Source organism: Moraxella nasicaprae, assembly GCF_025643275.1.
In the GTDB taxonomy this organism is placed as follows: domain Bacteria; phylum Pseudomonadota; class Gammaproteobacteria; order Pseudomonadales; family Moraxellaceae; genus Moraxella; species Moraxella nasicaprae.
The window spans coordinates 1,452,501-1,467,461 of sequence record NZ_CP089977.1; the positions used below are offsets into that span (position 1 = coordinate 1,452,501).

Annotated in this window: 4 protein-coding genes, 2 tRNA genes and 3 rRNA genes (1 of these 9 cut by a window edge); 7 read left to right on the plus strand and 2 right to left on the minus strand. The window is 45.9% G+C overall.

The features are described from left to right. From LU297_RS06810 to rrf, 5 genes are all read left to right on the plus strand, one after another. Positions 1-44 (plus strand): 16S ribosomal RNA (locus tag LU297_RS06810) (it extends 1,485 nt beyond the left edge of the window). A 61-nt stretch (positions 45-105) separates the two neighbouring features. Further along, positions 106-182: transfer RNA gene (locus tag LU297_RS06815), tRNA-Ile, on the plus strand. Between the two features lie 7 nt (positions 183-189). After that, positions 190-265, plus strand: a tRNA-Ala gene (locus LU297_RS06820). 272 nt (positions 266-537) lie between these two features. Further along, a 23S ribosomal RNA gene (locus LU297_RS06825) occupies positions 538-3,396 on the plus strand. Positions 3,397-3,532: 136 nt separating this feature from the next. Then, a 5S ribosomal RNA gene (gene rrf, locus LU297_RS06830) occupies positions 3,533-3,646 on the plus strand. Together the 16S, 23S and 5S rRNA genes with 2 tRNA genes alongside form the textbook arrangement of a ribosomal RNA operon. Before the next feature lie 429 nt (positions 3,647-4,075). Here the strand turns inward: rrf and LU297_RS10065 are convergent. Together LU297_RS10065 and LU297_RS10070 are read right to left on the minus strand one after the other, a co-directional pair. Beyond that, positions 4,076-4,621, minus strand: coding sequence for a transposase (locus LU297_RS10065; RefSeq protein ID WP_349773723.1), 546 nt, complete (start codon positions 4,619-4,621; stop codon positions 4,076-4,078). Further along, positions 4,597-4,965, minus strand: a complete 369-nt coding sequence (locus tag LU297_RS10070; RefSeq protein ID WP_115007331.1) for an IS630 transposase-related protein — start codon at positions 4,963-4,965, stop codon at positions 4,597-4,599. The genes LU297_RS10065 and LU297_RS10070 overlap by 25 nt, the downstream gene beginning before the upstream one ends. A 170-nt stretch (positions 4,966-5,135) precedes the next feature. Here LU297_RS10070 and LU297_RS06840 point away from each other — a divergent pair, with 170 nt between their 5' ends. Next, entirely contained in the window at positions 5,136-5,315 is a 180-nt protein-coding gene (locus tag LU297_RS06840; RefSeq protein WP_263075797.1) for a hypothetical protein, read from the plus strand. 826 nt (positions 5,316-6,141) lie between these two features. Beyond that, complete coding sequence (locus tag LU297_RS06845) at positions 6,142-14,958, plus strand: collagen-flanked surface repeat-containing protein (protein ID WP_263075798.1); 8,817 nt, start codon at positions 6,142-6,144, stop codon at positions 14,956-14,958. Positions 14,959-14,961 lie beyond the last annotated feature (3 nt).

The window sequence follows — 14,961 nt, forward strand, 5'->3', positions numbered from 1 at the left end:
AACAAGGTAGCCGTAGGGGAACCTGCGGCTGGATCACCTCCTTAACGAGATTATCTGATTGGTAAGAATCCACAACAAGTTGTTCTTTAGTAAGATGTTTAAAACGGGTCTATAGCTCAGTTGGTTAGAGCACCGTGTTGATAACGCGGGGGTCATAAGTTCAAGTCTTATTAGACCCACCATTTAAATGGGGTTATAGCTCAGTTGGTAGAGCGCCTGCCTTGCACGCAGGAGGTCAGGAGTTCGACTCTCCTTAACTCCACCATATTAAAACATAAAAAAGCAATCTTGATAAGATTTCTTCTTTATGCTTTAATATAAAGCATAAAAACATCTTATAAGCTGACGAAGTTTATGAACATTATTTAACAACATGATTATGAGTCTGGGTAATTTATTTAATTCCAACAAATAAATTACCATAGTAAGTACACCCCAAAATGTACTTACTTAAAGTAAAGAGAACTGAATCAAGCGTAAACATAGGTAAATCGTTACACATTACCCTTATAACACCAAGACTACTTGGGGTTGTATGGTCAAGTAATGAAGTGCACATGGTGGATGCCTTGGCAGTCAGAGGCGATGAAAGACGTGATAGCCTGCGATAAGCGTCGGTGAGGTGGCAATATCCTGTGACCCGGCGATTTCTGAATGGGGAAACCCAACCAACCTAAGTTGGTTATCTTATCCTTTGGATAAGAGGCAAACCGGGAGAAGTGAAACATCTCAGTACCCCGAGGAAAAGACATCAATAGAGATTCCCCAAGTAGCGGCGAGCGAACGGGGAGGAGCCGATCAAACTTGTAGTAGCAAAATGGCGTGGGAAAGCCAACCATAGTAGGTGATAGTCCTGTATGCGAAACTGCAAATGCGACATATTAAGTAGGGCGGGACACGAGAAATCCTGTCTGAAGATGGGGGGACCATCCTCCAAGGCTAAATACTCCTGACTGACCGATAGTGAACCAGTACCGTGAGGGAAAGGCGAAAAGAACCCCTGTTAGGGGAGTGAAATAGAACCTGAAACCGTGTGCATACAAGCAGTCGGAGCGGACTTGTTCCGTGACGGCGTACCTTTTGTATAATGGGTCAGCGACTTATATTCTGTAGCAAGCTTAACCGTGTAGGGGAGGCGTAGGGAAACCGAGTCTTAATAGGGCGACATAGTTGCAGGGTATAGACCCGAAACCGAGTGATCTATCCATGAGCAGGTTGAAAGTGCCGTAACAGGCACCGGAGGACCGAACCCACTCCCGTTGAAAAGGTAGGGGATGACTTGTGGATAGGGGTGAAAGGCTAATCAAACTCGGTGATAGCTGGTTCTCCCCGAAAGCTATTTAGGTAGCGCCTCGGACGAATACCTTGGGGGGTAGAGCACTGTTTCGGCTAGGGGGTCATCCCGACTTACCAAACCGATGCAAACTCCGAATACCCAAGAGTACTATCCGGGAGACAGACGGCGGGTGCTAACGTCCGTCGTCAAGAGGGAAACAACCCAGACCGCCAGCTAAGGCCCCAAATTCCTAGTTAAGTGGGAAACGATGTGGGAAGGCACAGACAGCTAGGAGGTTGGCTTAGAAGCAGCCACCCTTTAAAGAAAGCGTAATAGCTCACTAGTCGAGTCGGCCTGCGCGGAAGATGTAACGGGGCTCAAACTAGGAGCCGAAGCTGCGGATTTAATTGTTTCAATTAAGTGGTAGGGGAGCGTTGTGTAAGCCTGTGAAGGTGCATCGTAAGGTGTGCTGGAGGTATCACAAGAGCGAATGCTGACGTGAGTAACGACAAAACGGGTGAAAAGCCCGTTCGCCGGAAGACCAAGGGTTCCAGTCCAACGTTAATCGGGGCTGGGTGAGTCGACCCCTAAGGCGAGGCCGAAAGGCGTAGTCGATGGGAAATCGGTTAATATTCCGATACTTGTTTATGATGCGATGGAGGGACGGAGAAGGTTATGTCAGCCTGGCGTTGGTTGTCCAGGTGGAAGGATGTAGGTAGGCTTAGTAGGCAAATCCGCTAGGCTATTACTGAGATCTGATAGCAAGCTAGGTTTACTAGCGAAGTGGCAAATACCATGCTTCCAGGAAAAGCTTCTAAGCGATAGTCATAAAGAAATCGTACCCGAAACCGACACAGGTGGTCAGGTAGAGAATACCAAGGCGCTTGAGAGAACTCTGCTGAAGGAACTAGGCAAAATGGTACCGTAACTTCGGGAGAAGGTACGCTGCCGATGGTGATAAGACTTGCTCTTTGAGCTGTTGGCAGTCGCAGATACCAGGCTGCTGCAACTGTTTATTAAAAACACAGCACTCTGCAAACACGAAAGTGGACGTATAGGGTGTGATGCCTGCCCGGTGCTGGAAGGTTAATTGATGGGGTTAGCGTAAGCGAAGCTCTTGATCGAAGCCCCAGTAAACGGCGGCCGTAACTATAACGGTCCTAAGGTAGCGAAATTCCTTGTCGGGTAAGTTCCGACCTGCACGAATGGCATAATGATGGCAGCGCTGTCTCCAGCAGAGACTCAGTGAAATCGAAATCGCAGTGAAGATGCTGTGTACCCGCGGCTAGACGGAAAGACCCCGTGAACCTTTACTACAGCTTTACATTGAACTTTGACCTAACTTGTGTAGGATAGGTGGGAGGCTTTGAAGTAGGGACGCCAGTTCCTATGGAGCCATCCTTGAAATACCACCCTGGTTATGTTGGGGTTCTAACTTAGATATAACAGTATCAAGGACAATGTATGGTGGGTAGTTTGACTGGGGCGGTCTCCTCCTAAAGAGTAACGGAGGAGTACGAAGGTGCGCTCAGGACGGTCGGAAATCGTCCAAAGAGTATAAAGGCAAAAGCGCGCTTAACTGCGAGACCCACAAGTCGAGCAGGTACGAAAGTAGGTCTTAGTGATCCGGTGGTTCTGTATGGAAGGGCCATCGCTCAACGGATAAAAGGTACTCTGGGGATAACAGGCTGATACCGCCCAAGAGTTCATATCGACGGCGGTGTTTGGCACCTCGATGTCGGCTCATCTCATCCTGGGGCTGAAGCAGGTCCCAAGGGTATGGCTGTTCGCCATTTAAAGAGGTACGCGAGCTGGGTTTAGAACGTCGTGAGACAGTTCGGTCCCTATCTACCGTGGGCGTTGGAAATTTGAGAGGATCTGCTCCTAGTACGAGAGGACCAGAGTGGACGAACCTCTGGTGTTCCGGTTGTGACGCCAGTCGCATTGCCGGGTAGCTATGTTCGGATGGGATAACCGCTGAAAGCATCTAAGCGGGAAGCCCACCTCAAGATTAGATTTCCCTAAAGAGCCGTTGTAGACTACGACGTTGATAGGTTGGGTGTGGAAGCATGGTGACATGTGTAGCTAACCAATACTAATTGCTCGTTTGGCTTGACCATACAACACCCAAGTGGTTTAAATCACTGACAGTGTTGTATGATAAAGTGTAATGATTACCTTAATCTTGATTTAGTCAATGCTTTAAATTGAAAAATAAAATAACAGACTCATAAGCAGCGTTGTTAATCCTTTTACGCTGACGACAATAGCAAGATGGAACCACCTGATCCCTTCCCGAACTCAGAAGTGAAACGTCTTAGCGCCGATGGTAGTGTGGTTCGCCCATGTGAGAGTAGGTCATCGTCAGCACCTTATTAATAAAACCCCCTCTGTCGGATGATGGAGGGGGTTTTGGTTTGGTAAGTTTAACAATTTCTCTATCCTGCACATATTTGCTGTCATTGCCATGCTTGCATACTTGTTGGCTAGGAAGATGGTCATGATGCTTTTTGGTGTTGAGTGCTGAGATGGCTATTGATGAGCTTGTTGATGGATTATTGCTTTTGATTTGAGAGGGTCTTTTGATATAGACCCTTTTTGTTTGTTTGTACTGCTTTGCGTGATGAGGTGGCAATTACGCATGAATGAGCGGGATTTTGTTTGGTTTTGAGCCAAGACTTAAATCAAACCAAAATACGATAAGCGTCCCTTAATGCCCTGTTTGGCTTGCAGCGGTGTTGCGATGTGCCATTACAAAACCTAGATGTTGATATCATTGTATTTTTCAAGAATGTATACTCAATTCAACTCAAAATAAGACATCAGCCCACCTTCAATACTCTCAAACTTTGACAGATGACTTCTAAGCCATCTCTTAATAGTTGCCCAAGTGTGTTCTATGGGGTTTAGGTTAGGTGAATAAGGTGGGAGTGGCAAGATAACATGTTTGCATGTTGTGTTATTAGCAAGTACCTGTAACTGCTTCATTCTATGAAATCTTGCATTATCTAAGATGATGATACAAGGTCTACCTGTTTGCTTGGCGTGGTTGTCAAGGCTAGGTAGAAGCATTTGTTCAAACCAAGTTTCAAATAAGTTGCTTACCATTGTGTTTTGATAGATAAGTGGAGCAATCAAGTTTTTGGCTTTGTTACCAATTTGTCCAGCAACCAATGATATGCGTTGATAATATTTACCACTCACCTTATCATAGACTTTTTGACCCTTTAAACTTCTGGCGTGGGTGCGGTGTAGGTAAGTGTCAATACCAGTTTCATCTACATAAACAAGCTCGTAGTCTTGTATGCTTTGTAACTGTTTTAGCCTGTCTTGATAGTCTTTGATTTTGTTTGGGTCTTGTTCTTTGTAACTTGTGGTCTTTTTTTATGGGTAATACCAAGAGAGCGTAAAGCATAAAAGATGGTACTTGTACCACAATTAAAAACTTCAGCAATTTCATACAAGTAAGCATCAGGGTTTTGCTCTACATAAGTTTTAAGCTTATTTCTGTCCACTTTAACACCACGATTGCCACCACTTTGACAGGACAAATCACCTTGTTCTTGTTTTTTAATCCAAGCATACAAGGTGCTTCTTGAAATGTTGTAAGCAGTACAAACTGTGCTAATATTACCACACTGCTCTAAGTAGGCTAAGGCCTTTTGTTTAAGTTCTATTGAATATGCCATAATAGCGATATTTTAGCATAGATTTGTAGGGTTTTAAAGTGAATTTAGTATATTTGGATTGGAGACAATTTTGTCATTGAGATGATTATCAGCTAATTTTTTTTAAATGATTGATTGTGATGTGACAATCTGGGCAAATCTCTGTACCAATGATACGCTTAGGCTTGCTTTTGCTTATCAGGTTCAAGCGAGAAGCCTTTATCATCGCCATTTGGCAGGTCTTAACCGTGCTTTATTTTTGTGGCGTGTATGGTTGCCAATCTGCACCAATTTTATCATTTTATAGTAAATTAAGCTCAAAACACATGATATTAAGTTTTTTTGTTCGTGGTGAGCTTGTCGAACCATAACGGAAAACCTTCACTCTTCGACAAGCTCAGGGCGAACGGCTTTGGTGATTTTGATGGCATTGACACGAGAAAATGACAGGTTGTGTCTTGATTTAGCGGTGTAAATTGATTATTTTTCATACAAAATATTCAATATAGTAAATTAAGCTCAAAACACATGATATTAAGTTTTCCGTTCGTGGTGAGCTTGCCTGCCCATAACGAAAAACCCACCCGAAGGCAAACTTGGGGCGAACGGTTTTGGTGATTGTTGAAGTTAAATCACTATATCAATCGATTTTTTGTTATAAATAAGAATAATCAATCCATTTATCTTAAATTCTCCTTTTGTACCTGATGATGCTAGTGACATTATTGGTGATTTTGATGGCATTGACATGAGAAAATGACAGGTTGTGTCTTGATTTAGCGGTGTAAATTGATTATTTTTCATACAAAATATTCAATATAATTTCATAAAAGATGAATTATTTTCATCATAACTCCCTAATTTTGTAAGATTTTTCTAATCAGATTTGTCAATAATTGGCTATAATAAAATCAAATTTTGCTAGACTGGTATTCACTTCTCATCATTTTGTTTGTCGGTGGCGTGCGGCATCATCAGGAGCGATGGATAGCTATCAGCTCTTTAACAAAACATAACAAAAATCACCAAAAAATCTCTTAGTTTTACCGTGATTTACTGGTAAAAAAGGTGTTATAATAATACGGTATGACTGCTCAAATGTTACGCCTGATTTTCAGGACGAGCGTCATCGACAATAAAAAACCGAGCTGGTGCATGGTGTGCCAGCCATCTCACTATCATAAGAGTAGAGAAAATATGAACAAAGCGTATAGAGTGGTGTTTAACCACGCCACCCAAACTTGGACTGCGGTTGCAGAATTTGCCAAAGCAAAAGGCAAAACCAAGTCATTGAAACTGTCTGCGGTAGCGATTGCGATTGCTTCTGCATCGACTGTTGTGCAAGCACAAGGTCTGATTCCAGAAGGTGGTACCAGTCCAGATGCTCCCGATGGTTCAGAGTTGCCAACTGTAACTGCTGAACTTCCTCAGGTTGATGGTCTTGCCCATTATTTCCACGCATATAACGGCAGTAATGCTGGTGGTGATACCACGACCAACCTAGGCCCTGTCCATAAGGCTGCTGGTGCAACTGGTCTGTACGCCATCACAGGTGGTGTCAATGCGACTGCACCAGCTGCACAGTCTATCGCCCTAGGCTATAATGTGACTACTGCGGCAGACGCTCACTCAGCCATCGCTGTGGGTACGAATGCGAACGCCAAAGGTGCAACCTCTATCGCCATTGGTCTAGATGCACATACTGAGGTTGAAGGTACTAACCACATCGCCATCGGTCAGAATGCAACTGCCAACGCTGGTCAAAAGAGCTTCACTGCCATCGCCATCGGTCCAAATGCAAACGCCACAGGTAGAAACTCTATCGCCATCGGTATCGGCTCATTCACCACACATGATGCCTCGCTTGCCATCGGTACAGGGTATGCAGAAGCCAAAGGTCAAGGCACGACCGCCATTGGTAACAGTGCTCACGCCATCGGTCAAGGTGCAACTGCCGTAGGTCTGCAAGCTAAAGCAACCAATAGTAGTGCTGCCGCCTATGGTCCAAACGCTGTGGCATCAAATGACTCGTCTATCGCCATGGGTCTATTGTCTAATTCTTCTGGTGTTGCCTCTGTGGTTGTTGGTCGTGAGTCTCACGCTACTCAATTTGGTAGTGTTGCCATCTCTTACAAAGCAAACGCTCGAAGTTCTGACGCCATCGCCATTGGTCGTGAGTCTAATGCTAGTGGCCTAAGCACCATTGCCATGGGTAATGCAGCCGTCTCTCCAGGTACTTATGCAACTACTGTTGGTACGCTATCGAACGGTTCAGGTGCTCAATCTACCGTCATCGGTGCTGCTTCTACCGCTTCTGGCAACTATGCGACCGCATTGGGTACTCAGGCAGTGGCAAGCGGTGAGTCTGCCATCTCAGCAGGTCTAAACTCTATCGCCTCTGGCAAAAACTCTATCGCCATCGGCGGTCTGGCTAATGCAGCCGCTGAGACACGCACCACCGCAACTGGCGAAGATGCCATCGCTGTTGGTCGTGGCTCTCAGGCAACTGGTGCTAGCTCAATCGCTGTGGGCGTGGGCAACCTAGTCTCTGGTAACAACTCTGGTGCATTCGGTGCCCCGAACATCGTGACCAGCGACCAATCTTATGCCGTGGGTAACAACAACACCGTAGATTCACTAGACACCTTCGTTCTAGGTAATGGTGTGGGTCGTGCAGACGATTTGACCACCAAACTAGAAGGCACTACCGTTGCAAACTCAGTCTATCTAGGTAAAGACTCGGAAGCCGCGACTGGTGCATTGGGCAATGCTTACACTACTTCTGAGGGCGTGGCTCAGGTGGACAAAAACCGTCGTACCAGAACCATCGCTAAGACAGCGGCGACTGGCGAGTACAAAGGCTCAACCTTTAACTCAAACTTCGTCAGAAGCACCTCAAAATCAGACACTGATTATAGCATCGCAGCGACTGACACCACATTCACCTATGCTAAGTCAGGTGACCCAGCAGGTGTGCAGATTGATGACTATCAAGGTAAGACACCAGTTGGCGTCGTGACCGTTGGTTCGGCAGGCGAAGAACGCCGTATCGTCAATGTGGCAGCAGGTCTGGTATCAGAAGCATCAACTGATGCAGTGAATGGCTCTCAGCTATTTGCCGTGATGAACCAAGCAGCTCGTCCAATCACCTTTACTGGTAACAACAATGCTGACACAGGCAGCAATGGTACTGAACAAATCCTAGGTACTTCATTGCGTATCACTGGTGCAACTTCTAAGTTTAGCGGTGCTCGTAGCACTGATGCTCGTGTTGATGGTGATTTTAGTGCCAAGAATGTGGCGACTGTTGTATCAAATGGCGAAGTCCAAATCCAAATCGCCAAAAACCCAGAGTTTGATACAGTTAATCTGACCACTTCTGTATTGGCAGACCCTGCACCAACAGCAAACACTGCACCGACAGAAAACCTAACCAAAGCAGTATCTTTGGGCGATGTCCTAAAAACTGGCTGGAACTTGGAAGCAGAAGATACAGCGGCTGACTTTGTGAAGCCATACGACACAGTGAACTTCAAAGCAGCTGAAAAAGGTGCTATCGAAATCGCAGAAGCTGCTGACAGCACTGATGAGAAGACCAACATCACCTTCAAAGTAAAAACTGATGACAAGACCATCAAAGTTAATGATGCAGGTCAGTTAGAAGCCGTCATTCCAGAAGTTTCTGCTGGTACATTCAAAGCTGACGAAAATGGTTCACTTGCTCCAACAGCAGGCGATGAGAACAAGCCAGCCAGCGTTCAAGGCGTTGCCAATGCGGTTAATGCTTCTTACTGGAACATCAACACTTCACAAGACGGTGAAAACGAAGCCAAAGTTGGCGATGGTAAAGTAAATCCATCAAATGATGTTGTCATCAATGGTGCAGGTGCAGTTAAAGTAACTGCTGGCACTTCTACTGACAGCAAATATGTGATTGATGTTGCTGTGGCAACTGACGACACGACTGTTGAAGTTAAAGATGGTAAGATTGCAGCGAAGACTGCTACCTTGGCAGCAGCTCCAACCGACAATCCAGCAGCACCAGAAGCAGGTACTATCCTAGCTGGCGACGCTCCAACTGCCTTGACCACTGCTCAAAATGTTGCAGACATGATTAACGCAGCAGCGTGGAAAGCAACTTCTGCGGCAACCGCAAAAGGTACTAACGAAGGTACTTCTGTTGAGCTAGTCAACGCTGGCGATACAGTAACTTTCGAAGCTGATGAAGGCGTGAAAATCGTTCAAGACGCAGGCAAGTTCACTTTCTCTGTGAAGACTGACGGTACAACTACCGAAATCAATGAGAAGGGCGAAATCGTTGCTAAGCTACCAAAAACTGCTGATGTAACCAATGTTGCAGAAGGTCAAGATAACGCAGGTTCTGTCACTTCTCCAAGTGAAGAAGACGGTGCAAACCTAGTGAACGCCACTACTTTGGCAAAAGCCATCAATGATTCTGGCTTCACAGTAACGACCGACCTAGCTGGCGGTGAGCGTAAAGGTGCTGCGGCAACCAAAGAATTGGTGAAAGCTGGCGAAACCGTGACTTTCAAAGCTGGTACTAACCTAGCCATCGAGCAAGACGGTCAAAACATCACTTATTCTACTGTGATGAACCCAACCTTTAACAATGTAACCACTGGTGGTGACACTGTTGTTAATGAAGATGGTTCTGTGACTGTGACCAACCCAATCTTTATGGGCAAAACTGCTGACGGCAAAAACGCCATCACTGGTCTAAACAGCACACTACCTGCGTTCAACACCAACCCAGCTGAAACCAAAGCACCTACTTTGACTGAAACTCAGCTAGGCTCAGCAGCGACTCTAAATGATGTCCTAAATGCTGGTTGGAACTTGCAAAACAATGGCGAAGCCAAAGACTTCGTGAAGCCATACGACACCGTAAACTTCGTTGATGGTGCAGGCACAACTGCAACTGTGGAAGTAAAAGCTGATGGCACAGTCGCTGATGTGAGATACGATGTGAAAGTGGACGACACGACTACTCGTATCAATAATAGAGGCGAAATTGAAGCGATTCAGCCAGTTGCTGGTACATTCAAAGCTGACGAAAATGGTTCACTTGCTCCAACAGCAGGCGATGAGAACAAGCCAGCCAGCGTTCAAGGCGTTGCTGATGCGGTTAATGCTTCTTACTGGAACATCAACACGTCACAAGACGGTGCAAACGAAGCCAAAGTGGGCGACGGTAAAGTAAATCCATCAAACGATGTTGTCATCAATGGTAAAGACGCAGTTAAAGTAACTGCTGGTACTTCTACTGACAACAAATATGTGATTGATGTTGCTGTGGCAACTGACGACAGCACAGTAAAAATCGTCGATGGTAAATTGACTGCGGTACAACCACAAACTGCGGTACTATCAAACGCGGCTGATGGTAAAGTAAACCCAGCAGAAGCTAGCCCAGAAGCGAAAAAAGCTCTAGAAGATGCACAAGCTGCATTGGCTGCTCTACCTGAAGATGCAACCGAAGAAGCGAAGAAAGCAGCACAAGACGCTGTTGATGCGGCACAAGCTAACATCGACAACGCTGGTAACGCTTTGGCTACCGCTCAAAATGTGGCTGACGCAATCAATAACTCTGGCTTTACTTTGAAAACTTCTGCAAACGGTGGTGAGAAAGATGCTGCTTCAACTGGTGATGAGCTAATCAACCCAGCTGACACCGTTGAGATGATTGCTGGTAAGAACCTAACTGTGAAGCAAGAAGCTGACGGTAAGATTACTTACGCAACTGCTGAAAATGTGTCATTCACAGAAATCAAAGTGGCCGCACCAAAAGAAGATGGAAGTGCTGGCGATAATCCTATCACCATCGCTAACAACACCATCACTGGTTTGAACAAATACTTTGATGTACCAACTGGTGCAACACCTGTAACACCAAAACCAACTGATGAAGTCACCTTGGGTCGTGCAGCAACCATCGCTGATGTCCTAAATACTGGTTGGAACTTACAGCGTGACGGTAATGCTGTTGATGTGGTAACACCATACAACACTGTAAACTTTACTTCATTCAAGAAAGATGGTCAAGTACCACAAGGTATCGATATTACACACGATACTGACAATGATTTGAGCAATGTTCGCTTTGCAGTAAAAGTTGACGGTAAGACTGTTAAACTAAATGATAAAGGCGAAATCGAAGCAATTGGTCCTGTAAGCACTATCGTGAAGAACGAGGGTGAAGATTCTTACACCATCACCATCTCTAATCCAGATGGCTCTACAGCTACTGCAACCATCAGAAATGGTAAAGATGGCGTAGATGGCAAGTCTCCAACTGCTGTTGTTGCTAAAGACGGCAACACCGCTACCATCACCATCACTAACTCTGATGGCACCACCACTACTGCTACCGTTGCTGACGGTGAAAAAGGTGAGAAAGGCGACAAGGGTGATAAAGGTGACAATGGTCTAGATGGCAAGTCTCCAACTGCTGTTGTTGCTAAAGACGGCAACACCGCTACCATCACCATCACTAACTCTGATGGCACCACCACTACTGCTACCGTTGCTGACGGTGAAAAAGGTGAGAAAGGCGACAAGGGTGATAAAGGTGACAATGGTCTAGATGGCAAGTCTCCAACTGCTGTTGTTGCTAAAGACGGCAACACCGCTACCATCACCATCACTAACTCTGATGGCACCACTACTACTGCTACTGTAGTTGACGGTGAAAAAGGTGAGAAAGGTGATAAAGGTGACAATGGTCTAGATGGCAAGTCTCCAACTGCTGTTGTTGCTAAAGACGGCAACACCGCTACCATCACCATCACTAACTCTGATGGCACCACTACTACTGCTACTGTAGTTGACGGTGAAAAAGGTGAGAAAGGCGACAAGGGTGATAAAGGTGACAATGGTCTAGATGGCAAGTCTCCAACTGCTGTTGTTGCTAAAGACGGCAACACCGCTACCATCACCATCACTAACTCTGATGGCACTACTACTACTGCGACTGTAGCTGACGGTGCTAAAGGTGACAAAGGTGACAAAGGTGACAATGGTCTAGACGGCAAGTCTCCAACTGCTGTTGTGGCTAAAGACGGTAACACCGCTACCATCACCATCACTAACTCTGATGGCACTACTACTACTGCGACTGTAGCTGACGGTGCTAAAGGTGACAAAGGTGACAAAGGTGACAATGGTCTAGACGGCAAGTCTCCAACTGCTGTTGTGGCTAAAGACGGTAACACCGCTACCATCACCATCACTAACTCTGATGGCACTACTACTACTGCGACTGTAGCTGACGGTGCTAAAGGTGACAAAGGTGACAAAGGTGACAAAGGTGACAATGGTCTAGACGGCAAGTCTCCAACTGCTGTTGTGGCTAAAGACGGTAACACCGCTACCATCACCATCACTAACTCTGATGGCACTACTACTACTGCGACCATCGCTGATGGTAAAGACGGTGCAGATGGTAAGAGCTACATCGGTGAAGATGTTGCTGTTCAAGACTTGATCAAAGCACCTGTTGGTCCTGAGTATTCAGATGAGCAACCAAAAGCACCTGAAACTACGCCTAACACTCCAGCGACTCAAAATGATGTCCTAAATGCTGGCTGGCAGCTAAAAGAAAATGGCAAGAATAAAGATGTGGTAACGCCATACGATTCTGTTAATTTTGCTGATGGCAAAGGCACAACAGTAAGCATCAACACCGCTGGTGACAAGCCAAGCAATAACACAGTGACTGTTAATGTTGACACTGCTGATATTACGCCTGTTACAGAGGGTGACAAATCAGGTTCTGTTACTGGTCCTGTAAGCCCTGCATTGGTAGATGCAGTTGCAAATGCTCAAAAAGCACTAGAAGCACTTCCAGAAGATGCGACAGATGCAGAGCGTGAAGCGGCTCAGCAAGCAGTAGACAATGCTCAAAAAGCATTGGATAAAGCAGCAAACAAAGTTGCAACTGCTCAAAATGTGGCTGACGCAATCAACGCATCTGGCTGGAAAGCAACTTCTGGTAAGACTGGCTCAGGTGAATTGGCAGCTGAACCAACCAAAGAGCTAATCAACCCATCTGACACCGTTACCTTCCAAGCTGGGGATAACATGGTGATTGAGCAAAAAGGTGATGTATTCACATACTCTGTTAACCCAGATGTGAAGCTAAACTCTGCTCAAATTGGTGGTAATGGCACTGATCCAAAAGCAGCTGATTACAAGGCTCCGATTACCATCGGTACAACACCAGCAGCAAATGGTCAGCCTGCGAAGAATGTCATCGGTAACCTTGACATCACAATCGACAAGCCAGAAACAGCAACTGGTGCTAAGCCTGCCGACCTAGCAGAAGGCAAGCCTGCATTGAACAATGCTGCAACACTAGGCGATGTCCTAAATGCTGGCTGGAACTTGCAAGGCAACGGCGAAGATAAAGATGCAGTAACTGCATACGACACCGTAAACTTTGTTGATGGTAAAGGCACTAAAGCTGTTGTAGATAGCAAAGATGGTGTAAGCACAGTAACATTTGATATTGATGCTGGCACAATCTCAGGCAACCAAAACGGCTCAGTAAGCGGTCCTGTACAAGCAGCTCAAACTGCATTGGCAGACGCAGAAAAAGCATTGGTGAACCTACCAGCAAATGCAACTCCTGAGCAAAAAGCAGCAGCTCAAAAAGCAGTTGATGCAGCTAAGGCAAATGTTGTAAATGCAGGCAACCAAGTTGCAACCGCTCAAAATGTGGCTGACGCAATCAATGCATCTGGCTTCACTTTGAAAACTTCTGCAAACGGTGGCGAGAAAATCTCTGGCGAAGATGAGCTAATCAACCCAGCTGACACCGTTGATTTGGCTGCTGGTAAGAACTTGACTGTGAAGCAAGAAGCTAACGGTAAAGTAACTTACGCAACTGCTGAAAATGTGTCATTCACAGAAATCAAAGTGGCTGCACCAAAAGCAGACGGTACTGCTGGCGATAATCCTATCACCATCGCTAACAACGCCATCACTGGTCTAAACAGCACTCTACCTGAAACCACCAGCACAGGCAAAGCTCCAACAGTTGCACAAGCTGCACCACAAAATGTGGATAACAGCAAAGCAGCTACTTTGGGTGATGTCCTAAATACTGGCTTTAATGTACAAGGCAATGGTGCAGCGAAAGACTTCGTGAAGCCATACGACACCATTAACTTTGTTGATGGCAAAGGTACAGCTGCTAAGGTTGAGTCTAATGGTGTAGCAACAACTGTTACATTTGATGTGAAGACTGCAGACACTGACACAGTCAAGTTGGGTGTAGATAAAGCTGGCAACCTAGTTGCCAATGCAAATACTTCGCCAATCACTAACGCTGCAAATGGTTCGGTAAATACTCCTGCTGCTCCAAATGCACTAGCGACTGCTGGCGATGTGGCTAAGGCAATCAATGGCTCAGGCTTCACATTGACTGCACAAGGTGCTAACGGTTCTATCGTGAACCCAGGTGAAACTGTTGATATGAAGAATACTGACGGTAACATCGCCATCACCAAAGATGCAGCAAGCAATGATGTGGTTTATAATCTAAACCCAACCATCAATGTAACCAATGTGAATGCTAATGGTACTGTAACCGCTGGTAACTTGACTGTTCAGCCAAACGGCAATGTCAATATGGGCGGCAACCGTATCCAGAATGTTGCTCCTGGTGTTGCTGATACCGACGCTGTGAATGTTAGCCAGTTGAAAGGTGCGATCAACAATGCAATCGCTCCAATCAACAACCGTCTAGACGACATCGACGATAACTATCGTGCAGGTATCGCAGGCAGTGCGGCTCTAGTGAACATTCCACAAGTAACTCGCCCAGGTGCGAACTTGCTAGGTGTTGGTCTAGGTCACTTCAAGGGTGAAAGTGCTGTAGCAGTAGGTTTCTCAAGTGCAAGCGACAACGAACGCTTAATCTTCAAAATCTCTGGTAGTGCAAACACTCAAGGCGATTACAGCATCGGCTCAGGTATGGGCTGGCAGTGGTAATCT

What these genes read in the sequence shown, in the direction of transcription:
- LU297_RS10070 (WP_115007331.1), bottom strand. Translation starts at nt 4,965, where the DNA reads ATGGCATATTCAATAGAACTTAAACAAAAGGCCTTAGCCTACTTAGAG.
- LU297_RS06845 (WP_263075798.1), top strand. Translation starts at nt 6,142, where the DNA reads ATGAACAAAGCGTATAGAGTGGTGTTTAACCACGCCACCCAAACTTGG.